The 26,717-nt window shown below is 67.5% G+C and carries 30 protein-coding genes; 7 read left to right on the top strand and 23 right to left on the bottom strand.

Annotated elements, in window-relative coordinates:
* Nucleotides 1-99: 99 nt before the first annotated feature.
* Nucleotides 100-1,026 (top strand): RNA polymerase sigma factor RpoH, encoded by a 927-nt coding sequence (gene rpoH, locus ACOCMH_RS18440; RefSeq protein ID WP_427312431.1) that lies wholly within the window; start codon nucleotides 100-102, stop codon nucleotides 1,024-1,026.
* Between the two features lie 108 nt (nucleotides 1,027-1,134).
* On the opposite strand, the gene ACOCMH_RS18435 is transcribed toward rpoH, so the two are convergent.
* From ACOCMH_RS18435 to ACOCMH_RS18415, 5 genes are all read right to left on the bottom strand, one after another.
* Nucleotides 1,135-1,755, bottom strand: coding sequence for an SCO family protein (locus tag ACOCMH_RS18435; RefSeq protein ID WP_427312430.1), 621 nt, complete (start codon nucleotides 1,753-1,755; stop codon nucleotides 1,135-1,137).
* Nucleotides 1,756-1,865: 110 nt separating this feature from the next.
* A complete protein-coding gene (gene cyoE, locus ACOCMH_RS18430) occupies nucleotides 1,866-2,810 on the bottom strand; it encodes a heme o synthase (RefSeq protein ID WP_171514296.1) in 945 nt (314 codons plus the stop codon).
* Nucleotides 2,807-3,910, bottom strand: a complete 1,104-nt coding sequence (locus tag ACOCMH_RS18425; RefSeq protein ID WP_427312429.1) for a COX15/CtaA family protein — start codon at nucleotides 3,908-3,910, stop codon at nucleotides 2,807-2,809. The genes cyoE and ACOCMH_RS18425 overlap by 4 nt, the downstream gene beginning before the upstream one ends.
* 9 nt (nucleotides 3,911-3,919) lie before the next feature.
* Nucleotides 3,920-4,564 (bottom strand): SCO family protein, encoded by a 645-nt coding sequence (locus tag ACOCMH_RS18420; RefSeq protein ID WP_427312428.1) that lies wholly within the window; start codon nucleotides 4,562-4,564, stop codon nucleotides 3,920-3,922.
* A gap of 65 nt (nucleotides 4,565-4,629) precedes the next feature.
* Nucleotides 4,630-5,391, bottom strand: coding sequence for an SURF1 family protein (locus ACOCMH_RS18415; RefSeq protein ID WP_427312427.1), 762 nt, complete (start codon nucleotides 5,389-5,391; stop codon nucleotides 4,630-4,632).
* 90 nt (nucleotides 5,392-5,481) lie between these two features.
* Here ACOCMH_RS18415 and ACOCMH_RS18410 point away from each other — a divergent pair, with 90 nt between their 5' ends.
* Nucleotides 5,482-5,691 carry a twin transmembrane helix small protein gene (locus tag ACOCMH_RS18410; protein WP_427312426.1) on the top strand — a complete coding sequence of 70 codons (210 nt, stop codon included), beginning with the start codon at nucleotides 5,482-5,484 and terminating at the stop codon, nucleotides 5,689-5,691.
* Between the two features lie 131 nt (nucleotides 5,692-5,822).
* Here the strand turns inward: ACOCMH_RS18410 and ACOCMH_RS18405 are convergent, their stop codons facing one another.
* The 8 genes from ACOCMH_RS18405 to ACOCMH_RS18370 form a co-directional block, all read right to left on the bottom strand.
* Nucleotides 5,823-6,683: a cytochrome c oxidase subunit 3 gene (locus tag ACOCMH_RS18405; protein WP_171514300.1), complete on the bottom strand. Its 861-nt coding sequence runs from the start codon at nucleotides 6,681-6,683 to the stop codon at nucleotides 5,823-5,825.
* Between the two features lie 145 nt (nucleotides 6,684-6,828).
* Entirely contained in the window at nucleotides 6,829-7,053 is a 225-nt protein-coding gene (locus ACOCMH_RS18400; protein ID WP_427312425.1) for a DUF2970 domain-containing protein, read from the bottom strand.
* Nucleotides 7,054-7,084: 31 nt separating this feature from the next.
* The gene (locus ACOCMH_RS18395) at nucleotides 7,085-7,696 is read right to left on the bottom strand and encodes a cytochrome c oxidase assembly protein (RefSeq protein WP_427312424.1); all 612 of its coding nucleotides are present in this window, start codon (nucleotides 7,694-7,696) and stop codon (nucleotides 7,085-7,087) included.
* 17 nt (nucleotides 7,697-7,713) lie between these two features.
* Nucleotides 7,714-7,845, bottom strand: coding sequence for a cytochrome oxidase small assembly protein (locus ACOCMH_RS18390; protein ID WP_427312423.1), 132 nt, complete (start codon nucleotides 7,843-7,845; stop codon nucleotides 7,714-7,716).
* A 73-nt stretch (nucleotides 7,846-7,918) separates the two neighbouring features.
* Entirely contained in the window at nucleotides 7,919-9,526 is a 1,608-nt protein-coding gene (ctaD, locus tag ACOCMH_RS18385) for a cytochrome c oxidase subunit I (protein WP_171514303.1), read from the bottom strand.
* Between the two features lie 38 nt (nucleotides 9,527-9,564).
* Nucleotides 9,565-10,827, bottom strand: a complete 1,263-nt coding sequence (coxB, locus tag ACOCMH_RS18380; protein ID WP_427312422.1) for a cytochrome c oxidase subunit II — start codon at nucleotides 10,825-10,827, stop codon at nucleotides 9,565-9,567.
* Between the two features lie 58 nt (nucleotides 10,828-10,885).
* A complete protein-coding gene (locus ACOCMH_RS18375) occupies nucleotides 10,886-11,395 on the bottom strand; it encodes a DUF2244 domain-containing protein (protein WP_427313315.1) in 510 nt (169 codons plus the stop codon).
* Nucleotides 11,396-11,664: 269 nt separating this feature from the next.
* Entirely contained in the window at nucleotides 11,665-12,618 is a 954-nt protein-coding gene (locus ACOCMH_RS18370; protein ID WP_427312421.1) for a methyltransferase domain-containing protein, read from the bottom strand.
* On the opposite strand from ACOCMH_RS18370, the gene ACOCMH_RS18365 reads away from it, so the two are divergent.
* Complete coding sequence (locus ACOCMH_RS18365) at nucleotides 12,607-13,467, top strand: ComF family protein (RefSeq protein ID WP_427312420.1); 861 nt, start codon at nucleotides 12,607-12,609, stop codon at nucleotides 13,465-13,467. The two genes, ACOCMH_RS18370 and ACOCMH_RS18365, sit on opposite strands and share 12 nt — an antisense overlap.
* Before the next feature lie 85 nt (nucleotides 13,468-13,552).
* Nucleotides 13,553-14,023, top strand: a complete 471-nt coding sequence (gene trmL, locus ACOCMH_RS18360; RefSeq protein ID WP_252681769.1) for a tRNA (uridine(34)/cytosine(34)/5-carboxymethylaminomethyluridine(34)-2'-O)-methyltransferase TrmL — start codon at nucleotides 13,553-13,555, stop codon at nucleotides 14,021-14,023.
* A gap of 18 nt (nucleotides 14,024-14,041) precedes the next feature.
* Here the strand turns inward: trmL and ACOCMH_RS18355 are convergent, their stop codons facing one another.
* The 5 genes from ACOCMH_RS18355 to ACOCMH_RS18335 form a co-directional block, all read right to left on the bottom strand.
* Complete coding sequence (locus ACOCMH_RS18355) at nucleotides 14,042-15,019, bottom strand: Bug family tripartite tricarboxylate transporter substrate binding protein (protein ID WP_427312419.1); 978 nt, start codon at nucleotides 15,017-15,019, stop codon at nucleotides 14,042-14,044.
* A 34-nt stretch (nucleotides 15,020-15,053) separates the two neighbouring features.
* A complete protein-coding gene (locus ACOCMH_RS18350; protein WP_427312418.1) occupies nucleotides 15,054-16,067 on the bottom strand; it encodes an NAD(P)H-dependent glycerol-3-phosphate dehydrogenase in 1,014 nt (337 codons plus the stop codon).
* Between the two features lie 114 nt (nucleotides 16,068-16,181).
* Nucleotides 16,182-16,700: a protein-export chaperone SecB gene (secB, locus tag ACOCMH_RS18345; protein WP_010814828.1), complete on the bottom strand. Its 519-nt coding sequence runs from the start codon at nucleotides 16,698-16,700 to the stop codon at nucleotides 16,182-16,184.
* Nucleotides 16,701-16,900: 200 nt separating this feature from the next.
* Complete coding sequence (gene grxC / locus ACOCMH_RS18340) at nucleotides 16,901-17,158, bottom strand: glutaredoxin 3 (protein WP_115663138.1); 258 nt, start codon at nucleotides 17,156-17,158, stop codon at nucleotides 16,901-16,903.
* Nucleotides 17,159-17,234: 76 nt separating this feature from the next.
* Complete coding sequence (locus tag ACOCMH_RS18335) at nucleotides 17,235-17,648, bottom strand: rhodanese-like domain-containing protein (protein ID WP_427312417.1); 414 nt, start codon at nucleotides 17,646-17,648, stop codon at nucleotides 17,235-17,237.
* A 188-nt stretch (nucleotides 17,649-17,836) separates the two neighbouring features.
* Between ACOCMH_RS18335 and gpmA the strand changes: the two genes are divergently transcribed.
* The 3 genes from gpmA (at nucleotide 17,837) to ACOCMH_RS18320 (ending at nucleotide 21,433) form a co-directional block, all read left to right on the top strand.
* A complete protein-coding gene (gene gpmA, locus ACOCMH_RS18330) occupies nucleotides 17,837-18,583 on the top strand; it encodes a 2,3-diphosphoglycerate-dependent phosphoglycerate mutase (protein WP_427312416.1) in 747 nt (248 codons plus the stop codon).
* 190 nt (nucleotides 18,584-18,773) lie between these two features.
* Nucleotides 18,774-20,381, top strand: coding sequence for a S41 family peptidase (locus ACOCMH_RS18325; protein WP_427312415.1), 1,608 nt, complete (start codon nucleotides 18,774-18,776; stop codon nucleotides 20,379-20,381).
* A gap of 287 nt (nucleotides 20,382-20,668) precedes the next feature.
* On the top strand, nucleotides 20,669-21,433 hold the full coding sequence (locus ACOCMH_RS18320) for a HesA/MoeB/ThiF family protein (RefSeq protein ID WP_042883932.1): 765 nt from the start codon (nucleotides 20,669-20,671) through the stop codon (nucleotides 21,431-21,433).
* Between the two features lie 9 nt (nucleotides 21,434-21,442).
* On the opposite strand, the gene mnmH is transcribed toward ACOCMH_RS18320, so the two are convergent.
* The 5 genes from mnmH to ptsP form a co-directional block, all read right to left on the bottom strand.
* Nucleotides 21,443-22,546: a tRNA 2-selenouridine(34) synthase MnmH gene (gene mnmH / locus ACOCMH_RS18315; RefSeq protein ID WP_427312414.1), complete on the bottom strand. Its 1,104-nt coding sequence runs from the start codon at nucleotides 22,544-22,546 to the stop codon at nucleotides 21,443-21,445.
* Entirely contained in the window at nucleotides 22,546-23,589 is a 1,044-nt protein-coding gene (gene selD, locus ACOCMH_RS18310; protein WP_427312413.1) for a selenide, water dikinase SelD, read from the bottom strand. The genes mnmH and selD overlap by 1 nt, the downstream gene beginning before the upstream one ends.
* A gap of 183 nt (nucleotides 23,590-23,772) precedes the next feature.
* Nucleotides 23,773-24,252 (bottom strand): bacterioferritin, encoded by a 480-nt coding sequence (bfr, locus tag ACOCMH_RS18305; RefSeq protein ID WP_078195143.1) that lies wholly within the window; start codon nucleotides 24,250-24,252, stop codon nucleotides 23,773-23,775.
* Nucleotides 24,253-24,378: 126 nt separating this feature from the next.
* A complete protein-coding gene (locus ACOCMH_RS18300; protein ID WP_026164535.1) occupies nucleotides 24,379-24,684 on the bottom strand; it encodes a (2Fe-2S)-binding protein in 306 nt (101 codons plus the stop codon).
* 214 nt (nucleotides 24,685-24,898) lie between these two features.
* Nucleotides 24,899-26,671 carry a phosphoenolpyruvate--protein phosphotransferase gene (ptsP, locus tag ACOCMH_RS18295; protein ID WP_427312412.1) on the bottom strand — a complete coding sequence of 591 codons (1,773 nt, stop codon included), beginning with the start codon at nucleotides 26,669-26,671 and terminating at the stop codon, nucleotides 24,899-24,901.
* Nucleotides 26,672-26,717 lie beyond the last annotated feature (46 nt).

The following is a 26,717-nucleotide window of genomic DNA, read 5'->3' as shown; positions in this document are numbered from 1 at the left end:
CACCCGGCCAGAGTGCTAAGATGTGTTGCAGTGCCGCCGATTCCCAAGGGGGCGCGGCGCACCGGCAACCCAACCGCCGGACGCGAAAGGAGCCATTGAGTGAACGCAGTCTTGTCTGCCGACCAAACCCTGAATAACCGTCTGCCGACGGTGCCCCGGAACACGGGCAGCTTTGCGCTGACCTTTCCGGCGACCGTGGGCAACCTCGACAGCTACATCCAGGCTGTCCACCGCATTCCGCTGCTGACCGCGGAGGAAGAGCAACGCCTCGCGCGCGAGTTGCGCGATCACGATTCCGTCGACGCCGCGCGCCGCCTGGTGATGTCGCACCTGCGGCTGGTGGTGTCGATCGCCCGCCAGTACCTGGGCTACGGGCTGCCGCACGCCGACCTGATCCAGGAAGGCAATATCGGCCTGATGAAGGCAGTGAAGCGCTTCGATCCGGACCAGGGCGTGCGGCTGGTGTCGTACGCGATGCACTGGATCAAGGCGGAAATCCATGAATACGTGCTGAAGAACTGGCGCATGGTCAAGGTGGCCACCACCAAGGCACAGCGCAAGCTGTTCTTCAACCTGCGCAGCCGCAAGCAGGGCGGCCACACGTTCACGCCGGAGCAGGTCGAGGCCGTGGCGCGCGAGCTGAACGTCAAGCCCGAAGAAGTGATGGAGATGGAAACCCGGCTGTCGGGCGGCGATCTGGCGCTGGAAGGCCAGGTCGACGATGGCGAAGAGGAATTCGCCCCCATCGCCTACCTGGCTGACAACCACAACGAGCCGACGCGCGTGATGGAAGCCAAGCGCCACGACCGCATGCAGGTCGACGGGCTGGAAGAAGCGCTGGGCAAGCTCGACGAGCGCAGCCGCCGCATCATCGAGGCGCGCTGGCTCAACGTCGAGGACGACGGCTCGGGCGGCGCCACGCTCCATGAGCTGGCCGACGAGTTCGGCGTGTCGGCCGAACGCATCCGCCAGATCGAGGCGGCGGCGATGAAAAAGATGAAGGGCGCGCTGCAGGCCTTTGCCTGATCGGTACCGCCAACCATGCAAAAGGCCGGTCCACTGGACCGGCCTTTTTTTTATTGTCCGCGCGCAGCGAGGTGCGGCGTTATGCCGCACCCTTCCGTCCCGCCTGCATCAGGACAACAGCTGTTTCAGGTCGTGCGCAATCGGTTCCGGGCCCTGGCCATGGCGGATGAACAGCCGCAGCTTGCCCTGCGCATCGAATACGTAGCTGCCGGCCGAGTGATCCACGGTGTAGTTGTTGGGCGAGCTCCCCGGCACCTTGGCGTAGAACACCTTGAAGTCCTTGGCCAGCTTCTGCAGCGCGGCCTCATCGGCCGGGCGCAGCCCGACGAAGCGGGGATCAAAGGCGGGCACGTACTGCGCCAGCAACGCCTGCGTATCGCGCTCCGGATCGACCGTGACGAACAGCACCTGCACGCGGTCCGCATCCGGCCCCAGCTTTTCCATCACGGCCTTCAGTTCAGCCATGGTGGTGGGGCAGACATCCGGGCAGTGGGTGTAGCCGAAGAACATCACCACCGCCTTGCCCTTGTAGTCGGCCAGGGTGCGCACCTTGCCGGTGTGGTCGGTCAGCGCGAAGTCCTTGCCAAAATCGGCGGCGCCGGTGATATCGACATTGCGGAACGACGCCTTCTGCTGCCCACAGGCGGCCACGGCCAGGGCGAGCGCGGCCAGCAGGGCAAAGCGGCGGAAGGCGGCGAACAGGCCGGAAGCGGGGCTGAGGCGTGGCATGCGGGGCACGGGTCGGGAATGGGAAGGAAACAGCATGCAGTATCGCCGATCATGCTGCTGTGCTCGCGCCGGCGCGGCAAGATGCCGCAGCCGGGGCGCGATGGCGCAGGTCAGACCTGCGGCACGAACTTGAAGTAGTGGTCGACCAGCAGCGCGGCGAACAGCAGCGACAGGTACAGGATCGAGAAGCGGAAGGTGCGCTGCGCCAACTCGTCCGAATAGTTGCGGTACAGCTTCCAGGCATAGGCCAGGAAGCCCGCGCCCAGCGCCAGCGCGGCCGCCAGGTAGATGTAGCCGCTCATGCCATAGACAAAAGGCAGCAGCGTCGCCGCGATCATGATCAGCGTGTACAGCAGGATATGCAGCAGCGTATAGCGCTCGCCGTGCGTGACCGGCAGCATCGGCAGGCCGGACTTGGCGTAGTCGGCGCGGCGGTACAGCGCCAGCGCCCAGAAATGCGGCGGGGTCCAGGTGAAGATGATCAGCACCAGGAACCAGGCCTCGGCCGGTACTTCGCCCGCCACCGCGGCCCAGCCCAGCGCCGGCGGCATTGCCCCGGACAGCCCGCCGATGACGATGTTCTGCGGCGTCGCCGGCTTGAGCAGGATGGTGTAGACCACCGCGTAGCCCAGGAAGGTGGCAAAGGTCAGCCACATGGTCAGATCGTTGGCGTAGACGTGCAGCAGCCACATGCCCGCGCCGCCCAGGATGGCGGAGAACACCAGCGTCTGGCGCGTGGTGATCTCACCGGTGGCGGACGGGCGCCAGGCGGTGCGGCGCATCAGTGCATCGATCTTCTGTTCGACCAGGCAATTGATGGCGAAAGCCGCGCCGGCCAGCAGCCAGATGCCGGCGGCGCCGCCGATCAGCACCGGCCACGGCACCATGCCGGGCGTGGCGAGGAACATGCCGATGATGGCGCAGAACACGGCCAGCTGCGTCACGCGCGGCTTGGTCAGGGCGGCATATTGCCGGGCCAGGTGCCGCAAGCGGCTCAACTTGCCCAGGGAATGGGGGTGGGTAGCGGTAACCACGGAAGGGGTCTTGTCTTTCATGTGGCACGGGCGGCATTCGGCACGGCAGCGGGGGCGCCGACGGCCCGGGTCGTCAGCCCGATATTGTAGTGGAGACGGACCAGCAGCAGCAGCAGCACCGCCGCGCCGCCGTTATGCGCGACCGCCGCCACCAGCGGCCAGTCGAACACGATATTGGACATCCCGGTGGCCAGTTGCAGCACCAGCGTCGCCAGCAGCCAGCCGGCGGCGCGGCTGAGCCCTTCGAGCCGGCGCGCACGCAGGGCAAACCAAGCCAGGTAGCCCAGCACGATGACGGCAAAGCCGCGATGCACCCAGTGGATCGCCACCAGCGCCGCGTGCGGGATGTAGTCGCCGTCCGCGGTCATGCCCAGCTGGCGCCACAGCGTGAAGCCGTGGCGGAAGTCCATCTCGGGCACCAGCTGCCCATTGCATAGCGGGAAGTCGGTGCAGGCCATCACCGCGTAGTTGGTGCTGACCCAGCCGCCCAGGAAGATCTGGATCACCAGCAGCAGCAGGCCGATGCGCACCGGCCAGCGCAGCCGCGCCGCCTGCGGCGCGCCCGGGTGCGGCGGGTCGTTGCGCGAGCCCAGCTGGATCAGCACCGCCAGCAGGCCCATGCCCAGCATCAGGTGCGTGACCACGATGATGGGTTGCAGCTTCAGGGTTACGGTGAAGGCCCCGAAGGCGCCCTGCAAGCACACCAGCAGCAGCACGCCGGTGGCGAACCAGGGCGACTGCTTCAGTTCGCGCCGCTTGACCCACGCCAGCACCATCAGCGTGATGATCAGCACGCCGACCGCCATGGCGAAGTAGCGGTGGATCATCTCGATCCAGGCCTTGGCCAGCGTCACCGGGCCGCTCGGCAGCGCGGTCTCGGCCGCGCGGATCGGCTCCATGGCGGCATGCGGGTTGGAATGCCCGTAGCAACCGGGCCAGTCGGGGCAGCCCAGCCCGGAATCGGTCAAGCGCGTGAAGCTGCCGAACATGATCAGGTCCAGCGTCAGGAACGCCGTGATCCAGGCAAGCTTGCGGTACTTGTTGCGGTCGCCCTTCACCAGCACATAGGACAACGGGAACAGCGCGATCAGGATGCCGATGATGGCCAGTTGCAGCAGCATGGCGTCCCCTCAACCGATGCGCGAGACCTTGAGCAGCTTCTTCAGGTCGCCGCTCACCTTCTTGGGGTCCGGGTCCTGCGGGAAGCGCATCATCAGGTTGCCCAGCGGATCGACCAGGAACAGCGTGTCCTCGGCGCGCTTGCCCGGCTCTGCCGGCAGCCACTGCTGCGCCGCCTGGCGGTCGATGCGCAGGAAGCGCACGCCGGCGTAGGGCTCGTTGTAGGCGGAGACGAGGCGCTCGTCGATCTTGCCGTCGTCGGTGACCAGCCACACCGGCACGATGCGCAGGCGGTCCTGCCCCTGTCCGGCGCGGATCTGGCGGATGGTGAACAGCTTCTTCGCACAGGCTTCGTCACAGGCGGACGGATCGGCGCTGACCAGCAGCCACTTGCCGCGGAACTGCTCCAGCGGCACGGCCTGGCCCTGCTCGTCGGTGACGCGCACCGGCGGCATCGGCCGCTGCGGGTCGACCAGCGCCCCGTAGTTGGTGGCGCCGCCGCGCGGCTTGATCACGTAGTAGGTGAAGTAGGAGGCGATCACCGGCGACGCGCACACCAGCAGCAGCATCAGCATCTGCAGGCGGCCACGGCGCGTGCGCGCGTCGATGCGGGGGTCCGGGGCCGCGGCGGCCGGAGCGGAGTCTTGCTGTGCCATGGAGTACGTCTGTCCTTTGTCTTCGGCAAGCCCATGCGCCCGTGGCGGGCGCAGAGGCAGTCAATTCATTCGATCACGGTGGCCAGCCGCCGCGCGCGGCGCCAGCCCAGCACCACCACCAGCACCACGGTCAGCGCCGCCAGCCCGAACCACTGGAAGGCATAGCCATAGTGCCGGTCGGCGCCCACGTCGGCAGGCGCCCAGTCGCGCGCCAGGCCGTCGCCGGTGTCGTTGCGCTGCTCGATCACCAACGGGTGCAGGGCGAGCCCGGTTTCGGCTGCGTAGGGCGCGATCTCGACGTTCTGGCGGATCCGGCTGCCGGCGGCCTCCTGGCCCAGGCTATAGACCCGCGGCACGCCGGCCAGTGCCGTGCCCGTGATGGTGACCTCGCCCGCGGGCGTCGGAAACGGCGCGATCCGGGTGCGGTCCCCGGCATCGCGCGGCAGCCAGCCGCGCAGCACTAGCACGGCGCGCTGGGCGCCGGCCTCGCCCGGCGCCGCGCCGATCACCAGCGGCGTCAGCACCAGGAAGCCCGCACGGCTGTCGCCGCTGCGCCCGCCGGTGCCGTGGGGGCGATTATCCAGCAATATGGTGCGGGATGCGTCGAAGCGCCCGCTGACGCGCACCGCGCGGTCGGTCACAACTTGTGACAGCGGCGCGGTGCCCAGTACCACCGGCGGCTGCGCGGCGAGCGCATGCAGCCGCGCGGCGCGCGCTTCCTTCTCATGCGCGCGGTTGAGCTGCCAGTTGCCCAGCGCACAGGTCAGCGCGATCACCAGCAGCGCGGCGGCCAGCGGCAACGGGCTGGCGAAGCGGCGCCAGTTCATCGCCCCCGCGGCACTGCGCAACGCAGCCCGGTGCGATAATGGCCCTGTGCGCCGCACGTCGCGCCGCGCCTGCCCCCATCCCGCCCCGCCATGCGCTTTGTCATCATCATTGCCTTCATCCTGATCATCGCCAGCCTGGCCTCGGCCTTGTTCTTCATGATGCGCGACCGCGGCAAGACGCCCAACATGATGCGCTCGCTGATGCTGCGCGTCGGCTTCTCGGTGGCGCTGTTTCTGTTCATCCTGTTCTCGAACTGGATGGGCTGGATCCACAGCACCGGCATCCGCATGGCGCCCTGACGAGGCGCCCCTCGGGCCTGGCCCGCAAAAGACAAACGCCGCAGGCTGCCATGCCCCTGCGGCGTTTCTCTTTTGCGTTGGCGCCGGCGGCCCCGGGTGTTCCGGGGGGCCGCCGGCCGGTACGGCAGCGCTTACAGCCAGTACACCACGATGTAGAGGAACAGCCACACCACGTCGACGAAGTGCCAGTACCAGGCTGCACCTTCGAAGGCGAAATGGTGCTCGGGCGTGAAGTGGCCCTTCAGCACGCGGATCAGCACCACCGTCAGCATGATCGCGCCCATGGTCACGTGGAAACCGTGGAAGCCGGTCAGCAGGAAGAAGGTCGAGCCGTAGATGCCCGAGCTCAGCTTCAGGTTCAGCTCCGAGTAGGCGTGCATGTACTCGTAGACCTGGAAGCACATGAAGATCGCGCCCAGCAGGATGGTCAGCACCAGGCCCTGGATCAGCTGGCTGCGCTTGCCGGCCAGCAGCGCGTGGTGCGCCCAGGTCAGCGTCACGCCGGACATCAGCAGCAGCGCGGTGTTGATGGTCGGGATCGGCCACGGGCCCATGGTCTGGAAGGTTTCCACCACGCCGGCCGGGCCGGTATTGGGCCATACCGCGGCGAAGTCGGGCCACAGGATCTTGTTGTTCAGGTCGCCCAGCCACGGCATGGCGATGGCGCGCGCGTAGAACAGCGCGCCGAAGAACGCGGCGAAGAACATCACTTCCGAGAAGATGAACCAGCCCATCGACCAGCGGAACGACAAGTCGATGTTCTTGCCGTACATGCCGCCCTCGGACTCGCTGATGGCGTCGCCAAACCAGCTCTTGAGCACGAACAGGAACCACAGCAGGCCGAAGCCGCACAGGTACGGCGCCCAGGGCTGCCCGTTTACCCAACCGGCGGCGCCGGCGCCCGTCATCAGCAGGCCGAAGCTTGCCGTGATCGGGTGGCGCGACGGGCCCGGTACGAAGTAGTACGGAGCGTTTGCGCGATTCGCACTCATTCTTTTATCTCCAGCTCAGAGTCTTTGATTCAGTATTCGTTGTCGCCGCCTTGGCACTGCAGGCCACCCGCCTCCTCTGGGCCGGCCCCGCCGCCGCGGTTGCTTTGTTCTGCGACTGCTTTTGTTGTCTACCCTTCCTGCCTTGCTACGCTGCCGCCTGGCTTACCACCAGGCGCACGACCACGATCAGGATCGCAATGAACACGGCCGCCGCGATCAGTCCGGCTATCACCACGTGCACCGGATTCAGGCGGGCCATGTCGCGCTCGTGCTCGGCGCCCTTGCGCAGCCCGATGAACGACCACAGCACCGCGCGCATGGTCTGCGCAAACGACATCTTGCGCCTGACCGCGTCCTTCATCTCATCCATCGCCCGTCCTCCGCCTAGCCGGCCGCCCGCTTCAGATGCCCTTGCCACCCGGGGCCGGCTGCGGCGCCAGCTGGCCTTCGGGCGCCTGCGCCACCGGTGCGCCCACCTCGAAGAAGGTGTACGACAACGTAATGCTCTTCACATCCTTGGGCAGCGCGGGATCGATCACGAACACCACCGGCATCTCGCGCGCCTCGTTCGCCTTGAGCGTCTGCTGCTTGAAGCAGAAGCACTCCAGCTTCATGAAATACTGGGTCGCCTGCTTGGGCGCGTAGCTCGGGATGGCCTGCGCCGAGATATCGCGCGGCTGCCCGTTGGCCACCTCGTAGACGATCGTCGCCATCTCGCCGGGATGCACTTCCATGCTGTGCTTCACCGGCCGGAAGGCGAAGGGCCCGCGCGCGTTGGAGTCGAACTCCACCGTAATGGTGCGGCTCTTGTCGATCTGCGTATTCTTCACCGCGCCATGCAGCTCGCGCGTGGTGATGACGTTGATGCCGGTAATCTCGCAAATCTTCTTGTACAGCGGCACCAGCGCGTAGCCAAAGCCGAACATCACGGCCACGATCACGACCAGGCGCAGCATCATGCCACGGTTGAACCGCTTGTCCGCTTCCCTGCCCGACTGCTGGTCGATGCTCATTTCGCTACCCTGCCACCTCAGCCAAGAAACATCATCTTGGCGAAGAACCCCAGAAAGAAGACCACCACGATCGACAGCAGGATCAGGCCAAGGCGGCGGTTAGCGGCCTTCTGGTCCTGGCGTGACGGGCTTTTGTCTGGAGACTGCATAGCTGCTTCGGTTTCCTGCCGGCGCGGGGGCGGGCGCTGCCGCCCCCCGCCGCCTGGTTACGCGGGTACCGCCTCAGCGGACCTGCGGGGGAACTTCAAAGGTGTGGAACGGCGCCGGCGACGGCACGGTCCACTCCAGGCCCTCGGCGCCATCCCAGGGCTTGTCCGTGGCCTGCTGGCCGCCGCGGTACGACGGCAGCACCACGAAGAAGAAGAAATACACCTGCATCAGGCCGAAGCCGAGCGCACCGATCGACGCGATCGCGTTGAAGTCGGCGAACTGGGTCGGGTAGTCGGCATAGCGGCGCGGCATGCCGGCCAGGCCCAGGAAGTGCATCGGGAAGAAGGTCACGTTGAAGAAGATCAGCGAACCCCAGAAGTGGATCTGGCCGCGGGTTTCGTTGTACATGAAACCGCTCCACTTCGGACCCCAGTAGTAGAAGCCCGCGAACAGCGCGAACAGCGAGCCGGCCACCAGCACATAGTGGAAGTGCGCCACGATGAAGTAGGTGTCCTGCAGCTGGATGTCGATCGGGGCCACCGCCGGCATCAGGCCGGTGAAGCCGCCGATGGTGAACACGAAGATAAAGCCGATCGCGAACAGCATCGGAGTCTCGAACGTCATCGAGCCGCGCCACATGGTGGCGATCCAGTTGAAGATCTTCACGGCCGTGGGCACCGCGATCAGCATGGTCGCGTACATGAAGAACAGCTGGCCGGTCACCGGCATGCCGGTCGTGAACATGTGGTGGGCCCACACGATGAACGACAGGATGGCGATCGAAGCGGTGGCGTACACCATCGAGCTGTAGCCGAACAGGCGCTTGCGCGCGAACGCCGGCACCACGTGCGAGATGATCCCGAAGGCCGGCAGGATCATGATGTAGACCTCGGGGTGGCCGAAGAACCAGAAGATGTGCTGGTACATCACCGGGTCGCCGCCGCCGGCGGCCGAGAAGAAGCTGGTGCCGAAGTGGCGATCGGTCAGCACCATGGTGATGGCGCCGGCCAGCACGGGCATCACGGCGATCAGCAGGTAGGCGGTGATCAGCCAGGTCCAGCAGAACATCGGCATCTTCATCAGCGTCATGCCGGGGGCACGCATGTTGAGGATGGTCACGATGATGTTGATCGAGCCCATGATCGACGACGCGCCCATGATGTGCATGGCGAAGATGGCCATGTCCATGCCCGGGCCCATCTGCACCGACAGCGGCGCGTACAGGGTCCAGCCGGCGGCGGTGGCGCCGCCGGGGGCGAAGAACGAGCCGGCCAGCAGCAGCGCGGCCGGCGGCATCAGCCAGAAGCTGAAGTTGTTCATGCGCGCGAACGCCATGTCCGACGCGCCGATCTGCAGCGGGATCATCCAGTTGGCGAAGCCGACGAAGGCCGGCATGATCGCGCCAAACACCATCACCAGGCCGTGCATGGTGGTGAACTGGTTGAACAGCTCGGGGCGGAAGAACTGCAGGCCGGGCTCGAACAGCTCCAGGCGGATCAGCAGTGCCAGCACACCGCCCGACAGCAGCATGATGAACGAGAACAGCAGGTACAGCGTACCGATGTCCTTGTGGTTGGTGGCGAACAGCCAGCGGCGCCAGCCATGCGGGTGATCGTGCGCGTGGTCGTCATGCGCGTGATCGTGCGGATGGGCGAGCGCGTCCGGGGTAGCAGTACTCATCGCAAATGCTCCTCTAATCCTGTTCTGTCTTCAGCGGGTCAGCCCGCGACGCGGTTGCCCGCGAGACTGGCCTGCTTGTCAGCCTTGTCAGCGGGCTTGGCGTCGGCCTTCGGGGCTTCGCCGCCTGCCGCGCCGCCGCCTTCGGGGAACTTGCCCGCGCGGGCGCCCACGAAGTCGCCCGGCTGGATCACTTCGCCGGTCTTGTTGCTCCAGGCGTTGCGGGTATAGGTCATGACCGTGGCCAGCTCGGTGTCCGACAGCTGCTTCCACGACGGCATGCCGCCCTTGCCTTCCAGCAGGATGTGCATCTGGCCGGCCTTCGGGCCGTTCACGATCTTGGAGCCGTCCAGCGCCGGGAAGGCGCCGCCGCCCTTGCCGTTGGGCTGGTGGCAGACCGCGCAGTTGGCCGCGTAGATCTTCTCGCCGCGCACCTTGGCTTCGTCCAGGGTCCAGGTCTTGTTCGGATCGTCGGCCTTGGCCGCCAGCTCCTTCTTCTTGCCGTCGACCCACTTGGTGTAGTCGGCGTCGGAAACCACGCGCACGACGATCGGCATGAAGGCGTGTTCCTTGCCGCACAGCTCGGCGCACTGGCCGCGGTACACGCCGATCTTCTCGGCCTTGAACCAGGTGTCGCGCACGAAGCCCGGGATCGCATCCTGCTTGACGCCGAAGGCCGGGATCATCCAGGCATGGATCACGTCATTGGCGGTCGTGACGATGCGGATCTTCTTGTTGACGGGCACCACCAGCTCGTTGTCCACCTCCATCAGGTAGGTGTTCGACTTGGCCTGCTCGTTGTTGATCTGCTCGCGCGGGGTGGTCAGGGTCGATACGAAGGAGATGCCCTCGCCTTCGCCCTTCAGGTAGTCATAGCCCCACTTCCACTGGTAGCCGGTGGCCTTGATGGTGACGTCCGAATTGGTGGTGTCCTTCATCGCGACCACGGTCTTGGTGGCCGGCAGCGCCATCGCGATCACGATCAGGAACGGCACGATGGTCCAGACCACCTCGACGGTGATGCTCTCGTGGAAGGAGGCCGGCTTGGCGCCCTTGGCCTTGCGGTGCGTGAAGATGGAATAGAACATCACGCTGAACACCGCGATGAAGATCACCGTGCAGATGATCAGCATCATCCAGTTCAGCCAGTGAATCTGTTCGGCGATCTTGGTAACCGGCTCGGTCAGGTTGAGCTGGCGCACGGCGGGGCCGCCCGGCATGTCGCTGACCGCGGACGCCGCCTGGCTGGCAAGCAGGGACGCGCCGGCCAGACAAACTGCGGATGCCTTCTTCCACATTTTCATTTGTTATCTACCCAATTTACAGATTCAAATCTGTCCCCGCCGCCGCTCCCGCCGCCTCTCAGAGGCGGCGCAAGGCCGCTGCGAGCTCCTGCGCGAACTTGCGTCGCCGGTACGGGTCCACGTAATACCCCACCTGTACCACACGCCTGCCCGAGCGCAGCGTCACCAGCGCGCGGAACGATTCACCCAGTTCGATCCGCACCCAGCACGGATTGAATTCCTGGCGCGTCACCCGCCCGGCGCTGGCTGTCTCCACGACCAGCGTGCCGTCGGTGATGCTGACGCGCTCATAGTCCGTCGCATGGCGCGCATACACAAGCAGGGCAATGCCCAGCCCGATCAACTCGATGCTGGCAAACGGCAGCACGAGCCACGACCCTTGCCAGGCGAAAAACAACGCGATGGCAAGCGAAACCGTGAGGATCGAGAGGTAAAACCAGCCGACCTGGCGTGGACTCAGCGAGCAATTGCGCTTCATCAGCCAGTCGTGGGGCGAGGAGGGAGGTCCGTCGAGATTTCCGCCGGAGTCACCACCTGCCGTCTGGAATGCGATACCCAAGTCTTGCATCGCCAACCACTCTGCATCGGATGCACACCCGGGACGATGGCGTCCGGACCGCACAGTGCGTGCAAACCAGGACGTTCTTGTGCCAGGGGACCACTGCGACAAACTGGCGCATTATAGGGCGCTTCCCATACACGGACAAGGGCGCGCCTTGACCGCAAGGCTTGCGCGCCAACTTATTCTGTGCATTGGCCAGGCTCCTATCATCGCCCTGCCCGCCGCGCCGGCACTATGTTTGCGGCAATCGTGCGCCGGCGCAAGTTAACTCAGTTTTAACCTGCGCGGCGCGGTTTTGCACGGCCGATCTGGTCCAGCGGCACCACTGCGCGGCCTTCGCCGTCGCGCGCCTGCGCGCCGCGCGGGGCCAGCTTCCAGGCATGGCCGTAGACGATCTCGAAGCTCAGCGGGATCACGCCGTCGGCGTTGCGCCGCCGCTCCAGCGCGCGGGTCAGCGCCTGGTACCAGCCGCGGCCGCGCAGGCCCTGCGGCGGCGCCCCGGCCGGCGCGCGCAGGCCGCCGAAAGCCTGCACCTCGCGCAGCAGCGTGGCGGGCGACTCGTAGGTCACGGTCAGGGTTTCCATGTCCATCACCGGGGTCGACCAGCCGCTGTGCACCAGCATGTCGCCGATATCGTGCATGTCGACAAAGCGCAACGTATGGGCGGCATCGTCGACCTCGGCGAAGGCCGCGCGCAGTTCCTTCAGCGTGTCGGGGCCGAACAGCGAAAACAACACCAGCGCTTCGTCGCGCGCCACGCGGTGCCATTCCGGGAACACGCGGTGTGGCTCCGGATGCCAGTGCAGTGCCAGGTTGGACCACAGCAAGTCAAAGCTCGCGGGCGCAAAAGGCAGTGTGGCAAGATCGCCCTGGACCAGGTCGAACAGCGGCCGCTTGCCCAGCATGCGGCCGATCCAGCCGGGCCGGCGCTGCGGATCGCGCTGGCCGGCCTCGGCCAGCATTGCGCCGGAGATATCCAGGCCGGCGATCTGCGCATCCGGAAAGCGCGCGCGCAGCCCGGCCAGGCCCTGGCCATGGCCGCAGCCGATGTCCAACGCGCGCTGCGGCGCCAGGCGGATCACCTCCATGCGCTCCTGCATGCGGCGGCCGATCTCGCCCAGCAGGAAATCGAGCTGGCCGAAGCCTCGGCTGCGCCGGTCAAAGGCGAGCCGGGTCAGGCGCGCGGGCGGCAGGAAGGCATCGGGAGAATCGGCGGCATGCAGGGACACGGGCAGGCAGGGCAGCAAGAAAACCAGGAACCGGCGCGCGGGCAGGCTCTGCCCCAGGCGCCGGATGAACACGGCCGCCGCGCCCGATGGGCCGCGGCCGGACGGCAAGTATACGCGCGCGCCGCGTTGGCTGCCGGCGGCGCCGGCCGCGCGCTCTGGAGTGCGCGCGAGCAGCTGTTGCCCAGCGCCTGCGCACTGTGTGGGGCGGTGCAAGGGCAGGCGGTGTGCGCGCCCTGCGCCGCCGACCTGCTGCGCCCGGTGCGGCGCTGCGCGGTTTGCGCGCTGGCGCTGGGGCGCCATCGCCACTGCCCGGCCTGCGGCGCATCGCCGCGCGCCTTCGACCACGCCTATACGCTCGGTGACTACGCCTCGCCGCAGGACCAGCTGGTGCTGGCGCTCAAGTTTGGCCACGCCTTGCCGCTGGCGGCCTGGCTTGCCGCCCGGCTGGCCGACGGCTTGCCCGCGGCCTGGGCCCGCGCCGGTCACGGCACGCCGGACCTGATTGCGCCGGTGCCGCTGTCGCCGCAACGGCTGGCCGCGCGCGGCTTCAACCAGGCCTGGGAAATCGCGCGGCCGCTGGCGCGCCGCCTGGGCCTGCGTGCCGATCCGGTGCTGCTGCAACGCCGGCGCGACACCGGCAGCCAGCGGGCGCTGGACCTGGCCGCGCGGCAGGTGAACCTGCGCGGCGCGTTCGCCCTCACCCGCGCCGCCACGCGGCTGGACGGTCTGCACGTGGCGCTGGTCGACGATGTGATGACCTCCGGCGCGACCCTGCACGAGGCCGCCGGCATGCTCAAGGCCCAGGGCGCGGCCCGGGTCAGCGTGATCGTCGCGCTGCGCACGCCGTAGCGGGCGGGATGACACGGAGGCAGGCGCGCGGTAAGCTGCGCACCGTTCTGACGAAGGGCGCTACGCGCCCGCCATCGCCCGCATCATGTTCAACGTTGTCCTGGTCGAACCGGAAATCCCGCCCAATACCGGCAATGTGATCCGCCTGTGCGCCAACACCGGCGCACAGCTGCACCTGGTCAAGCCCCTGGGATTTCCGCTGGAGGACGCACGCATGCGCCGCGCGGGCCTGGATTACCACGAGTACGCCACCATGCGCGTGCACGACAGCTGGGACGCGCTGATGGCCAGCGAGCAGCCGGACCCGGCGCGGATGTTCGCGTTGACCACGCGCGGCTCCACGCCATTCGGCCAGGTGGCGTTCCGGCCTGGCGACTGGTTCGTGTTCGGCTCCGAGACGCGCGGACTGTCGCCCGAGCGGCGCGAGTGGTTCCCGCCGGCGCAGCGCATCCGGCTGCCGATGCGGCCGGACAACCGCAGCCTGAACCTGTCGAACACGGTGGCCGTGGTGGTGTTCGAGGCATGGCGGCAGAACGGCTTCGCAGGCGGCAGCTAAAGGCTGCCGCGGCAGTGCCTACTCCGGCTGCACGCCGGCTGCCCGGATCACCTTGTCCCAGCGCGCCTTCTCGCTCGCCATGGTCTGCCGCAGCGAGGCCGGCGCGGTGCCGGCCGGCACGAAATACTGCGCGCGCATCTTGTCGCGCACGTCGGCACTGCCGATGATCGCCACCAGTTCCCGGTAGAGCCGGTCGATCACGGCCTGCGGCGTGCCCGCGGGCGCCAGCACGGCTTGCCACGAAATCGCCTCGAAGCCCGCATAGCCGGATTCCGCCACTGTAGGCACCGACGGCAGCACCGCGGTGCGCCCCGTGGTGGTCACGGCCAGCACGCGCAGCTTGCCGGCATTGACCTGCGGCATCGCGATCGCCGGCACCATGAAGGCCGCCTGCACCTGTCCGCCGACCATCGCCGTGGTGATCTGCGGGAAACCGGGATACGGCACGTGCTGCAGCTCGACGCCAGCCATCGCCTTCAGCTGCTCCATCGCCAGGTGCGAGGCGCTGCCGTTGCCGGGCGAGCCATAGTTCAGTTCACCCGGCCGGGCCCGCGCCAGCGCGACGAACTCGCGCAGGTTATGCGCCGGCAGCCGCGCGTCCACCACCAGCACGTTAGGCGAAGTCGCCACCAGCGTGACCGGGGCCAGCTGGCGGAACGGGTCGTAGTTCAGGTTGCGCGACAGCGTGGGGGCGGTCACCAGCGGGCCGTTGATGGTGAACAGCAGGGTGTAGCCGTCCGGCGCGGCGCGCGCCACCATGCCGGTGCCGATGTTGCCGCCGGCACCCGGGCGGTTTTCCACCACCACCGGCTGGCCCAGCGCGGCGGCCAGCTTTTCGGTCAGGATGCGCGCGATCAGGTCGGGCGACGAGCCCGGCGGAAACGGCACTACCATGCGGATCGGCCGCGCCGGCCACGCTTGCGCGAAAACGCTGCGCGCGGTCCCGGCGGCGCAGGCGGCAGCGAGCGCGATCAGCGCTTGTCGTCGTGTTGACATGCGAAGCCTCGGAAACAGGTGGAAACGCCGGCGCTCATTCGTCGCGCGCGTCGCGCTGCAGCAGCTGCGCCACCGCGTCGGCGGCGCTGAGGCCGTCGAAGAGCACGGCGCAGACGGCGCGCGCAATCGGCATCTCGATACCGTGCGTGGCGGCGAGCTGTGCGACCGCCTGGGCACAGCGCACGCCTTCGGCAACGTGCCCGAGCCCGGCCAGGATCTGTTCCAGGCTTTCCCCCGCGGCCAGCTGCTGGCCGACCTTGCGGTTGCGCGACAGGTCGCCGGTGGCGGTCAGGATCAGGTCGCCGACGCCGGCCAGCCCCATGAAGGTCTCGACCCGGCCACCCAGCGCCAGGCCCAGCCGCGTCATCTCGGCCAGCCCGCGCGTGACCAGCGCGGCGCGCGCGTTCAGCCCCAGGCCCAGCCCGTCGCTGGCCCCGGTGGCAATTGCCAGCACGTTCTTGACGGCGCCGCCGACCTCCACGCCGGTCAGGTCGTCGCTGCCGTAGATGCGCATCGCATGATGGTGGAAGGCGGCCTGCGCGCGCTCGGCCAGCGAGGGCTGGTTGCCCGCCACGGTCAGCGCGCACGGCAGCCCCAGCGCCACCTCACGCGCGAAACTCGGGCCGGTCAGCACGCCATAGGCAAAGTCCCCGCGCCCGGCGGCGTCGAGCTCGGCCCGCACCATCTGGTGCGGCAGCAGGTGGGTGTCGGCCTCGAAGCCCTTGCACAGCCACAGCATCGACACCGGCTTCGCGCCGCGCGTGGCCAGCCGGCGCGTCATCTCGCGCAGGCCCGCCACCGGCGTGGCCACCACCACGATGCCGTCCGGATCGTCGGCGGCATGCGCCACGGCCTGCGCGAAATCCGGCTGCACCGCGAGCCGCTCGGACAGCGTCACGCCCGGCAGGTAAGCGGCGTTCTCGCGCGTGGCCGCGAGCGCCGCGAGCTGCGCCGGGTCGCGTCCCCACAACACCACGTCATTGGTGGCCGCGGCATGGCTGGCGAGGGCGGTGCCCCACGCCCCGGCACCCAGGAAGGTCAGTTTCATGGCAGCTCGAACAGTGGATGGCGCAAGCGCTCTGGCCGCTTGCGCCTCCGATGGTAGCCCAAAGGCAAAACGGGGCCGCAGCCCCGTTTCGATGGATGGCGCAGGACGCCTCGCTCAGTGGCGGGCCTGGCTGCCGTCGGGCATCACGATGCCGCTGTTGCCGCCTTCAGCACCCTGGGCTTCTTCCATGGCGGCCTGCAGGCGTTGCTCGTACAGCGCCTGGAAGTTGATTTCCGACAGGTGGATGGCCTGGAAGCCGGCACGCGTAATCACGTCGGCGATATTGCCGCGCAGGTACGGATAGAGGATGGTGGGGCAGGCAATGCCCAGCAGCGGATCCAGCTGTTCCACCGGCACGTTGCGGATATCGAAGATGCCGGCCTGGTGCGCTTCAACCAGGAAGGCAACCTTGTCCTGCACCTTGGTCGTCACGGTGCCCGTCACCACCACTTCGAAGATGCCTTCCTGCAGCTGCGAAGCGCCGACGTTGACCTGCACTTCCACCGACGGGGCTTCCGATTCCAGGAAGATGCCCGGCGAATTGGGCTGCTCCAGCGACATGTCCTTCAGGTAGACACGCTGGATGTTGAAAAAGGGTTGATCGTCCTGCTGGGTGTTTTGCTGGTCGCTCATGAAAGGCTTCCGGGAGGATGGGCTGGATGCGTGTCGGGTACCGCGGCGGCGGCGCCTGCATCGTGCAGGGCCGGCCGGTGCCCGGTTGGAAAACGCATATGGTACATGACGCGGGTGGCGAATTCACCCGCGCCGGAGGGATGCCGGGACCACCCCGCGCGAAATCAGATGATTCTGCGCGGGGACGATCCCAAGGCGGCTCAGGCGGCCAGCAGCGGCACCAGGCCGCCCTGGCGGTCGAGCGCCGAGAGGTCGTCGAAGCCGCCCACGTGGGTGTCGTCGATGTAGATCTGCGGCACGGTGCGGCGGCCAGTGCGGGCCATCATCTCTTCACGCTTGCCCGGTTCGCGGTCGATCAGGATCTTCTCGATCGTTTCGACGCCGCGGGACTTGAGCAGGCGTTCAGCCATCACGCAATACGGGCACACCACGGTGCTATACATGACGACGCGGGCCATGTGGGGTCTCCTTGAATGCAATGGGCGCGGCCCGGCAAGCCGGGGCACGCTGTGACGGATTTGGCAGAATGCCCGGTTACTTCACCAGGGGCAGGCCTGCCTGCTGCCAGGCGGCGATGCCACCCTCGAGCGCGTAGATCTCACTGTAACCGGCTTCCTTCAGCGCTGCCTGGGCCTTGCCCGAGCGCTGGCCGGTCTGGCATACCACGATGATGGGGGCAGCCTTGTCCTTTGCAAGCCCGGCCGCGCGCGCGGGCAGGTCGGCGAGCGGCGCGCTTTTGGCTTGCGGCAGGTGGCCCTTGGCGTACTCGGCGGGCTCGCGGATGTCGACCACGACGGCGCCGCGCTTGTTGATCAGCTGGGTCGCGGTGGTGGTGTTGACCGACTTGCCGCCGGTACTGCGCGAGATCGCGGGCCAGGCCAGCAGGCCGCCCGAGACCACGGCAAGGGCGATCAGGGCGAGGTTGTTGTAGTCGGCGAAGAAATTCACGTTGGCATTCCGGTAGGTTGGGTCGGCGGCATTATAAAATACGCGGTTTGGCGTCCAGGCCCTGCCGTTGCACGGCCATCCGCCATTGTCGCCTGTCTGAGACATTGGGGTCACGTGTGCATCCCATCAGCCTGCTCCAGGTGACGGCGCGGACGCATGCAGGTTACCTACTCTCTGGAAGCAGCAGCATGTACAAGCTCGTCCTCATCCGCCACGGCGAATCCACGTGGAACCTCGAAAACCGCTTTACCGGCTGGGTCGATGTCGACCTGACCGAAACCGGCGCCGACCAGGCGCGCCAGGCCGGCAAGCTCCTCAAGGAGGCCGGCTTCGGCTTCGACGTGGCCTACACCTCGGTGCTCAAGCGCGCCATCCGCACGCTGTGGCATGTGCAGGATGAAATGGACCTGATGTGGATCCCGGTGCGCAACGAATGGCGCCTGAACGAGCGCCACTACGGCGCCCTGGCCGGCCTGAACAAGGCGGAGACCGCGGCCAAGTTCGGCGACGAGCAGGTGCTGGTATGGCGCCGCAGCTACGACACGCCGCCGCCCGCGCTGGAGCCGACCGATCCGCGCGCCTCGTACGACGATCCGCGCTACGCCGGCGTGCCGCGCCACGAAATCCCGCTGACCGAGTGCCTGAAGGACACCGTGGCGCGCGTGATGCCGCTGTGGAACGAATCCATCGCCCCCGACATCCAATCCGGCAAGCGCGTGGTCATTGCCGCCCATGGCAACAGCATCCGCGCGCTGGTGAAATACCTGGACCAGATTTCGGATGACGACATCGTCGGACTCAATATCCCCAACGGCACCCCGCTCGTCTACGAGCTGGACGCCGACCTGCGCCCCCTGCGCCACTATTACCTGGGCGACCAGGACGCCATCGCCGCCTCGCTGGCGGCCGTGGCCAGCCAGGGCAAGGCGCGCTGAGATCCGCCCGGGTGGCCGCGCGCAGATGTGCGGCCGCCCACCCTGAGCCGGGACCGGACAGGCCCATTTCTCCACCCGCACTTATACTGTCGGACAAAACTCGGACGAACCGCCCGGCGCCGGGCGGCCGCAGCCGGCATAATCCCCCTACCGTACACCCGTACTTCGCGTACAAGTTCAGGCAGCCCTCATGCGCAAGACGCTCAAGAACATCAGCCTAGTTTCGGTCGGCCTCGTCGCCGGCGTGCTCGCCACGCTGCAGATTTCGGCGACCGCGCAGAATTCATCGGGGCCCCTGCCGCTGGACCAGTTGCGGCTGATGGCCGATATCTTCGGGCAGATCAAGCGCGAGTATGTGGAGCCGGTCGATGACAAGAAGCTGCTGACCGAAGCCATCAAGGGCATGGTCGCCAGCCTCGACCCGCACTCGTCCTACCTCGACGAGAAGGATTTCAAGGAACTGCAGGAAGGCACGCGCGGGCGCTTTGCCGGCCTGGGCATCGAGATCTCGCAGGAAGAGGGCCTGGTCAAGGTGATCAACCCGATCGAGGACACGCCCGCCTTCCGCGCCGGCATCCAGCCCGGCGACCTGATTACCCGTATCGACGACAAGCCGGTGCGCGGCCTGCCGCTGGAGCAGGCGGTCAAGCGCATGCGCGGCGAGCCCGGCACCAAGGTCACGCTGACGATCTACCGCAAGAGCGAGGAACGCACCTTCCCGGTCTCGATCACGCGCGCCGAAATCCGCGTGCAGTCGGTCAAGGCCAAGATGCTGGACAACAATATCGGCTGGATCCGCCTGACCAGCTTCCAGGAACGCACCATTTCGGACCTGTCGCGCAAGCTGGTCGAACTGGCGCAGAAGAACCCCAACATGAAGGGCCTGGTGCTGGACCTGCGCAACAACGGCGGCGGCGTGCTGCAGGGCGCGGTCGGCGTTGCCGCGGCCTTCCTGCCGGAAGACGCCACGGTGGTGTCGACCAACGGCCAGGTGCCGGATGCCAAGCGCGTGTACCGGGCCTCGTACAACAACTACCGCCTGTCGTCGCTGGAAGAGGATCCGCTCAAGGGCCTGCCGGCGCTGTACAAGAAGATCCCGATGGTGGTGCTGACCAACGCCTACTCGGCCTCGGCTTCCGAGATCGTGGCCGGCGCGCTGCAGGACCACCACCGCGCCCAGATCATGGGCAAGACCACCTTTGGCAAGGGCTCGGTGCAGACCGTGCGCCCGCTCACCAACGACACCGGCATCAAGCTCACCATCGCGTACTACTACACGCCGAGCGGCAAGTCGATCCAGGCCAAGGGCATCCGCCCGGACATCCCGGTCGACCAGAACCCTGACGGCGATCCGGACGACGCGCTGATCACGCGCGAGATCGACACCGAGCGCCACCTGCACAACAAGCAGGAATCGGAAGAACCGGAAATGACCGAACGCGAGCAGCGCCGCGTGGAAGAGCTGCGCCGCCTGGAAGAAGAGAACGCGAAGAAGACGCCGGAAGAGCGCGAGAAGGACCGCCGCAAGAAGCCGGTCGAGTTCGGCTCGGCCGACGACTTCATGCTGCAGCAGGCCATCGCGCAGCTCAACGGGCAACCGGTCAAGCGCTCCAAGTCGAAGCTGGAAACCAACCCGCCGGCCGACAACGGCAAGGCGGCGAAGCCTGCGGGCAAGAGCGGCGCCAAGGGTGCCAGCGCACCGGCCGCCAAGCCAGCCGCTCCGGCGCCCGGCAAGCAGCCGCCGGCCAGCGCGCCGATCGGCGAGCCGCTGGGCACGCCGACCGGCAAGGCGCCCTGATTCCACAGCAGACGCGACCTGCACGCGCCGGCAAGATCCGCGCGCTGCCGGTTTGCTCCCCTCTCCCGCTTGCGGGAGAGGGTCAGGGGGTGAGGGCAGGCGTGTCAAAGGCTGAGGGCGGTGGGTTAACACCCCTGGCTTCGCTTGAAGTGGTTCCTTGCTAGTCCACCCCTCTCCCCAACCCTCTCCCCCTGAGGGGAGAGGGAGAACACCTTGCTTGGGCTAGCTCGGGCGGCTTTGGAGCACCCAAAACCGCCCTCCCCCTTCAGCACTCGAGGGATTACCTCATGAGCGACGACGGCCTCAACGACGAACAACTGCTGCGCTACTCGCGCCACATCCTGCTGGACGAACTGGGCATCGAAGGCCAGCGCCGCCTGCTGGCCGGCCATGCGCTGGTGATCGGCGCCGGCGGCCTCGGCGCCGCGGCCCTGCCCTTCCTGGCCTCGGCCGGCGTCGGCCGCATTACCGTGGTCGACAACGACGAAGTCGACCTGACCAACCTGCAGCGCCAGATCATCCACACCACCGCCAACGTGGGCCGGCCCAAGGTGGATTCGGCACGCGAAGGCATGCTGCGCATCAACCCGGGGCTGGAGATCGTGACGGTGCCCGCGCGCGTGGGCGATGCAGAGCTTGACCAACTCGTCGCCACGGCCGACGTGGTGCTCGATTGCTGCGACAACTTCGCCACGCGCCAGGCCGTCAACCGCGCCTGCGTGCGCCACAAGGTCCCGCTGGTATCCGGCGCCGCGTTGCGCTTCGACGGCCAGATCAGCGTGTTCGACCGCCGCCAGCCCGACGCGCCCTGCTACGCCTGCCTGTTCCCGCCGGCCGAACCCGCGCCGGAAGTCGCTTGCGCCACCATGGGCGTGTTCGCGCCGCTGGTCGGCATGGTTGGCACGGTGCAGGCGGCCGAGGCCCTCAAGCTGCTCGCCGGCGTCGGCGACAGCCTGGCGGGCCGCTTGTTGATGGTCAATGCGCTGTCGATGGAATGGACCACGATGCGGCTGGCGCGCACGCCGGATTGCCCGGTCTGCGCCGGACATTGAGCGCGGTGCTCAGGCTTGCCGCGCCGTGTGCGCCCGCAGCCAGTCGGTGACGGCGGCACGGTCGCCGCGGAACACGATGCGGGCTTCACGCTGCTCGCTCTGGAATGCGTACATGGGATCGTAGTACTCGCGCAGCAGTACCTCGATCCAGCCGCGGTGCAGTTCCACCTCGCCCCACTCCGACTGCCGCGCCAGTGCCTGTTCCAGCAACGCTGACAGCTTGCCGTAGCGCTCGCCGCCCAGCCGTGGCGAAATCCCGGCCATGGCCTCGCGCAGGCGCGCCGCATAGGCTTCGAAGCCTTCCCTGCTGCCCTGCTGCGCAATGAATTCCGCCGCCAGGCCCTCCACATAGTCGCGCAGCACCCGCTCCACGCGTTCGTCGAACGAGGCTTCCAGCCAGACCAGCGGGCTGGCCTGCATGCGCTGCGTGAGCACTTTGGGCACATTGCGGCTGCCGATGAAGCGGCCTTCGTCCTCCACCACCAGCGCGCGGCTGCCTGCGTCAATACGCCGCAGCACGTCGATGGCCAGCGCGTTCTCGAAATCGACCTGCGGCGGCTGTGCCAGCGCGCGGCGGCCGAACGCCGAGCCGCGATGGCGTGCATGGCCTTCCAGGTCGATCGATGCCGGCACATCGGCCAGCACGTCGGTCTTGCCGCAGCCGGTCAGGCCGCCCAGCACGATCCATGGCTGCGCTGCCGCCGCGGTATCGATGGTCTCGATCAGGAAACCGCGCATCGCCTTGTAGCCGCCGGTCACGCGCGGATAGTCGACACCCGCCGCGTGCAGCCACTGCTGCACCAGCTGCGAGCGCAGCCCGCCGCGGAAGCAATACAGGTAGCCGTCCGGATGCGCGCGCGCAAACTCCGCCCAGGCCGCGATGCGCGCCGCCTTGCGCAACCCCGACACCAGCTGGTGGCCGAGTTCGATCGCCGCCTGCTGGCCCTTCTGCGCATAGCACAGGCCGACTTCGTGGCGCTCGGCGTCGTCCATCAACGGCAAGTTGACCGCGCCGGGGAAGGCTCCGCGCGCGAACTCCAGCGGCGCGCGCACGTCCAGCATGGCCACGCCACTGAGAAACAGCGTGCGGAAATCGGCGGTATCCGGGCGCATCAGCGGATCTCTACGGCCAGCGCGGCGCGGGCCACCATCTCGCCGATCGGTGCCAGGGACAGCCCCAGGCGCTGGCATTCGGCGAGGAACGCGGCTTCGCCGGCGGGCTCGACCGCCACCAGCAGACCGCCGCTGGTCTGCGGATCGCACAGCAGCGCACGTTGCGCCTCGGTGAGCGGTGCGATGCGGTGCCCGTAGCTGTCGAAGTTGCGCTGGGTGCCGCCCGGCACGCAGCCCTGGCCGATGTAGTCGATGACGTCATCCAGCACCGGCACCGCGGCATATTCGATGCGGGCGGTCAGGCCGCTGCCGTCGGCCATTTCTACCAGGTGGCCAAGCAGCCCGAAGCCGGTCACATCGGTCATCGCGCGCACGCCGGGCAGGCGTCCGAAGGCGCTGCCGGGCCGGTTCAGCACGCACATCCAGTCACGCGCCAGATGGCGGTTATCGGCGCGCAGCAGCCCTTTCTTCTCGGCCGTGGTCAGCACGCCAATGCCTAGCGGCTTGGTCAGGTACAGCCGGCAGCCCGGCGTGGCGGTGTCATTGCGCTTCATGTGCGCGCGCTCGACCAGGCCCGTCACCGCCAGGCCGAAGATGGGCTCGGGCGCATCGATCGAATGCCCGCCCGCCAGCGGAATGCCGGCGTCGTCGCAGGCGCGGCGCCCACCCGCCACCACTTCGCGCGCCACCTCGGGCGGCAGCACGTTCACCGGCCAGCCCAGGATGGCGATGGCCATCAGCGGGTCGCCGCCCATGGCGTAGATGTCGCTGATCGCATTGGTCGCGGCGATGCGCCCGAAGTCGAACGGATCGTCGACGATGGGCATGAAGAAGTCGGTGGTCGAGACCACCCCGCGCTCGCCGTCGGCGCCATCCAGCGCGTACACCGCCGCGTCATCGCGCGAGGCATTGCCGACCCACAGGCGCGGGTCCAGATGCTGCGCGCCGCTGCCGGCCAGGATCACATCGAGCACCTTGGGAGAAATCTTGCAGCCGCAGCCGGCACCGTGGCTGTACTGCGTCAGGCGGATGGGGTGGGTCATGAAGCGGGCTCCGCGCGGCGCGCCGGCGGGTCAGGAGCGTTGGCCCCGCCGGCGACACCTGGATGAAGAAAGGAATTGGAATGAGAAGGGTTACTGCCTGCAGGCGAGCAACCAGGCGGCACCGATTGGCGCCGCGCGCTGGGGCGGGCTGCCCGCCGGGGCAGCCTCGCCGAAGACGGCGGCTTATTGCTCGCCCGGCTCCATCTGCGACTGCAGGTAGTTCTGCAGCCCGACCTTGTCGATCAGGTCCAGCTGCGTTTCCAGGTACTCGATATGTTCCTCGGTATCGGTGAGGATATCGACCAGAATTTCGCGGCTGACATAATCGCCGACCGATTCGCAATAGGCAATGCCTTCCTTGACGGTGGTGTGCGCGGTCTGTTCCAGCTTCAGGTCGCACTTGAGCATCTCGGGCGTGTCTTCGCCGAGCAGCAGCTTGTGCAGGTCCTGCAGGTTGGGCAGGCCGTCCAGCATCAGGATGCGCTCGATCAGGCGGTCGGCGTGCTTCATCTCGCCGATCGATTCCTTGTACTCCACGTCGCCGAGCTTCTTCAGGCCCCAGTGGCGATACATGCGGGCGTGCAGGAAATACTGGTTGATCGCGGTCAGCTCATTTTTGAGCTGGGCGTTCAGATGCTGGATGACCTTCTTGTCACCTTTCATTGGCGGCTCCTGTTGCCTCGGGCCCGCGCAAAAACACGAAACGGCGCCAATGGCGCCGTGCAGTCAGTAAAAAAAGGAAAAGCGCGAAAACGCGCCGTGAACTGAAGCTTCAGTTCATGGGCGCGTTCAGGCCACCAGCGCCTTGCGCTGGTCGTTCGCGACTGCCGGGTCCCGAGTGTCCATTATGGTACATGGGCCCGATGCGGAACAGGAAGAAATCTCCACAACCTGGATGCTGGCGAGGGTCGCGACGGTCACGTTGCGCACCGCGGCCACGCCTTCCTGCAGCACCTGCTGCGCGCACTCGCGGCAACGGCCGCAACAAGTGCCGACGCCGAGCGTTTCAGCCAGTTCGTCGAGGGTTTCGACGCCCAAGTGCGCGGCACCGTGAATCTCACGATCGGTGATCTGGTTGCAGATGCAGACGTACACAAGCCCCTCCGTTGCGGCGCGGAACACCGGCATGTCCTCGCGAATGAACGTCAGAATATCAGAGATCAATAATGATAACAATTCCCATTAAGCCACTTCGAAACAGGTCGATTCCACGTCACTGGACATAAAAAAGAGGCGGCTGGCACGGCACTTTCCGCCTCATGGAAGTGCGCCACCAGCCGCCTCGACGATTCAGAAAACCCTGATGTCCTCAGGGTTGTGCGATCTGCCGCAGCACCGCGGCCTGCTCCTCCGGGTCGTAGGCCTGCAGCAGCTGGTCAACCAGTGGCTCGAGGCGTTCGCAGTGGGCGTGCAGGATCTGCTGCTTGACCCGCAGCAGTTGCGCCGGGTGCATGGAGAATTCGCGCAGCCCCATGCCCAGCAGCAACCGGGTCATGGTCGGATCGCCCGCCATCTCGCCGCACACCGCCACCGGCACGCCGGCGCGGTTGGCCTCGCGGATGGTGCGCGCCACCAGCTGCAGCACCGCCGGGTGCAGCGGGTCGAACAGGTGCGCGACGGCGTTGTCGGCACGGTCGATGGCCAGCGTGTACTGGATCAGGTCGTTGGTGCCGATCGACAGGAAATCCATCTTGCGCAGGAACAGCGGCAGCAACAGCACCGCCGCCGGGATCTCGATCATCGCGCCGACCTTCATGCCCGGATCGTAGGGCTCGCCGCGCTCGTCAAGCTGGCGCTTGGCCTTGGCGATCAGCGCCAGGGTCTGGTCGATCTCGCTGGCATGCGCCAGCATCGGCACCAGCAGCCGCACCGGGCCGAAGGCCGAGGCGCGCAGCAGCGCACGCAGCTGGGTCAGGAACATACCGGGCTCCGACAGCGACCAGCGGATCGCGCGCAGGCCCAGCGCCGGATTCAGCGCGGTCTCGAAGTCATCGGCGCGGCCGTCGCCGCGCGCGTCGAGCGGCTTGTCGGCGCCGATATCGATGGTGCGGATGGTCACCGGCAGCCCGTGCATGGCGTCAACCGCGCCACGATAGGCCTGGAACTGCTCGTCTTCGCCCGGCAGCTCGTCGCGCCGGTTCATGAACAGGAACTCGGAGCGGAACAGGCCGACGCCGACCGCGCCGGCGGTTAGCGCGGCGCCGGCGTCCTCGGCCATCTCGATATTGGCCAGCAGCTCGATCTCGATTCCGTCCAGCGTCACCGCCGGCGTATGGCGCAGCCGCTGCAGGCGCTTCTTCTCCAGTACGCGCTCGCTCTGCCGGTGGCGGTATTCCTCGAGGATGATGGCGGTAGGGTCGACGATCACCAGGCCGGCATCGCCGTCGATGATGATCCAGTCGTCCTGGCGGATCAGCTCGCTCGCGCTCTGCACGCCGACCGCGGCCGGAATGTCGAGGCTGCGCGCGACGATGGCGGTATGCGAGGTGCGCCCGCCCAGGTCGGTGACGAAGCCGTGGAACACGGTGTGGCGGAACTGCAGCATGTCGGCCGGCGCGATATCGTGGGCCACCACGATCACGCCGGGGGCGGGCTCGCCGTCGGCGGCCAGCGCGGGCACCGGCGCGGGCACCAGCACCGGCGCGCCGGCCAGCGCCTTCAGGATGCGCTCCACCACCTGCTCGATATCGGCCTTGCGCGCGCGCAGGTATTCGTCCTCGATCTCGTCGAACTGGCGCATCAGCTCTTCGAGGCGCGTGGTCAGTGCCCACTCGGCGTTGTAGCGCCGGCCCCGGATCAGCGCCTCGGGCTCGCGCGCGAGCGCCTCGTCGTCGAGGATCATCGCGTGCACGTCGAGGAACGCGCCCAGCTCTTCGGGCGCATCGCGCGGCAGGTCGCGCTTGAGCGCAGCCAGTTCGGCGCGCACCGCGGCGCGCGCCGCGCGCAGCCGTTCCACCTCGGCGTCGAGCTGCTCTTCATCGACCAGGTAGTGCGACACGTCCAGCGCCGCGGGCGCGAGCAGGTGCGCGCGCCCGATGGCGACGCCGCGCGAGACCGGGATGCCGTGCAGGGCGAAAGGCATGTACCGCTCCGTCAGGAACGTTGATCAATTCGGGTCAAGGCCGCCG

The organism is Cupriavidus sp. H39, assembly GCF_050271075.1.
GTDB classification, from domain to species: Bacteria; Pseudomonadota; Gammaproteobacteria; order Burkholderiales; family Burkholderiaceae; genus Cupriavidus; species Cupriavidus necator_B.
Note: the sequence above shows the minus strand (reverse complement) of the source record. Positions and strands in the feature narration are given on the sequence as shown.

What these genes read in the sequence shown, in the direction of transcription:
- ACOCMH_RS18420 (WP_427312428.1), bottom strand. Translation starts at nt 4,564, where the DNA reads ATGGCACAGCAAGACTCCGCTCCGGCCGCCGCGGCCCCGGACCCCCGC.
- ACOCMH_RS18405 (WP_171514300.1), bottom strand. Translation starts at nt 6,683, where the DNA reads ATGAGTGCGAATCGCGCAAACGCTCCGTACTACTTCGTACCGGGCCCG.
- ACOCMH_RS18325 (WP_427312415.1), top strand. Translation starts at nt 18,774, where the DNA reads ATGCGCAAGACGCTCAAGAACATCAGCCTAGTTTCGGTCGGCCTCGTC.
- ACOCMH_RS18395 (WP_427312424.1), bottom strand. Translation starts at nt 7,696, where the DNA reads ATGAGCATCGACCAGCAGTCGGGCAGGGAAGCGGACAAGCGGTTCAAC.
- ACOCMH_RS18415 (WP_427312427.1), bottom strand. Translation starts at nt 5,391, where the DNA reads ATGAACTGGCGCCGCTTCGCCAGCCCGTTGCCGCTGGCCGCCGCGCTG.
- ptsP (WP_427312412.1), bottom strand. Translation starts at nt 26,671, where the DNA reads ATGCCTTTCGCCCTGCACGGCATCCCGGTCTCGCGCGGCGTCGCCATC.
- trmL (WP_252681769.1), top strand. Translation starts at nt 13,553, where the DNA reads ATGTTCAACGTTGTCCTGGTCGAACCGGAAATCCCGCCCAATACCGGC.
- ACOCMH_RS18350 (WP_427312418.1), bottom strand. Translation starts at nt 16,067, where the DNA reads ATGAAACTGACCTTCCTGGGTGCCGGGGCGTGGGGCACCGCCCTCGCC.
- ACOCMH_RS18435 (WP_427312430.1), bottom strand. Translation starts at nt 1,755, where the DNA reads ATGCCACGCCTCAGCCCCGCTTCCGGCCTGTTCGCCGCCTTCCGCCGC.
- ACOCMH_RS18320 (WP_042883932.1), top strand. Translation starts at nt 20,669, where the DNA reads ATGAGCGACGACGGCCTCAACGACGAACAACTGCTGCGCTACTCGCGC.
- ACOCMH_RS18425 (WP_427312429.1), bottom strand. Translation starts at nt 3,910, where the DNA reads ATGCTGCTGCAACTGGCCATCATCGGCATCCTGATCGCGCTGTTCCCG.
- ACOCMH_RS18390 (WP_427312423.1), bottom strand. Translation starts at nt 7,845, where the DNA reads ATGCAGTCTCCAGACAAAAGCCCGTCACGCCAGGACCAGAAGGCCGCT.
- secB (WP_010814828.1), bottom strand. Translation starts at nt 16,700, where the DNA reads ATGAGCGACCAGCAAAACACCCAGCAGGACGATCAACCCTTTTTCAAC.
- grxC (WP_115663138.1), bottom strand. Translation starts at nt 17,158, where the DNA reads ATGGCCCGCGTCGTCATGTATAGCACCGTGGTGTGCCCGTATTGCGTG.
- ACOCMH_RS18375 (WP_427313315.1), bottom strand. Translation starts at nt 11,395, where the DNA reads ATGCAAGACTTGGGTATCGCATTCCAGACGGCAGGTGGTGACTCCGGC.
- bfr (WP_078195143.1), bottom strand. Translation starts at nt 24,252, where the DNA reads ATGAAAGGTGACAAGAAGGTCATCCAGCATCTGAACGCCCAGCTCAAA.
- coxB (WP_427312422.1), bottom strand. Translation starts at nt 10,827, where the DNA reads ATGAAAATGTGGAAGAAGGCATCCGCAGTTTGTCTGGCCGGCGCGTCC.
- cyoE (WP_171514296.1), bottom strand. Translation starts at nt 2,810, where the DNA reads ATGAAAGACAAGACCCCTTCCGTGGTTACCGCTACCCACCCCCATTCC.
- ACOCMH_RS18410 (WP_427312426.1), top strand. Translation starts at nt 5,482, where the DNA reads ATGCGCTTTGTCATCATCATTGCCTTCATCCTGATCATCGCCAGCCTG.
- gpmA (WP_427312416.1), top strand. Translation starts at nt 17,837, where the DNA reads ATGTACAAGCTCGTCCTCATCCGCCACGGCGAATCCACGTGGAACCTC.
- ACOCMH_RS18355 (WP_427312419.1), bottom strand. Translation starts at nt 15,019, where the DNA reads ATGTCAACACGACGACAAGCGCTGATCGCGCTCGCTGCCGCCTGCGCC.
- ACOCMH_RS18400 (WP_427312425.1), bottom strand. Translation starts at nt 7,053, where the DNA reads ATGGATGAGATGAAGGACGCGGTCAGGCGCAAGATGTCGTTTGCGCAG.
- ctaD (WP_171514303.1), bottom strand. Translation starts at nt 9,526, where the DNA reads ATGAGTACTGCTACCCCGGACGCGCTCGCCCATCCGCACGATCACGCG.
- selD (WP_427312413.1), bottom strand. Translation starts at nt 23,589, where the DNA reads ATGACCCACCCCATCCGCCTGACGCAGTACAGCCACGGTGCCGGCTGC.
- mnmH (WP_427312414.1), bottom strand. Translation starts at nt 22,546, where the DNA reads ATGCGCCCGGATACCGCCGATTTCCGCACGCTGTTTCTCAGTGGCGTG.
- ACOCMH_RS18365 (WP_427312420.1), top strand. Translation starts at nt 12,607, where the DNA reads ATGCAGGGACACGGGCAGGCAGGGCAGCAAGAAAACCAGGAACCGGCG.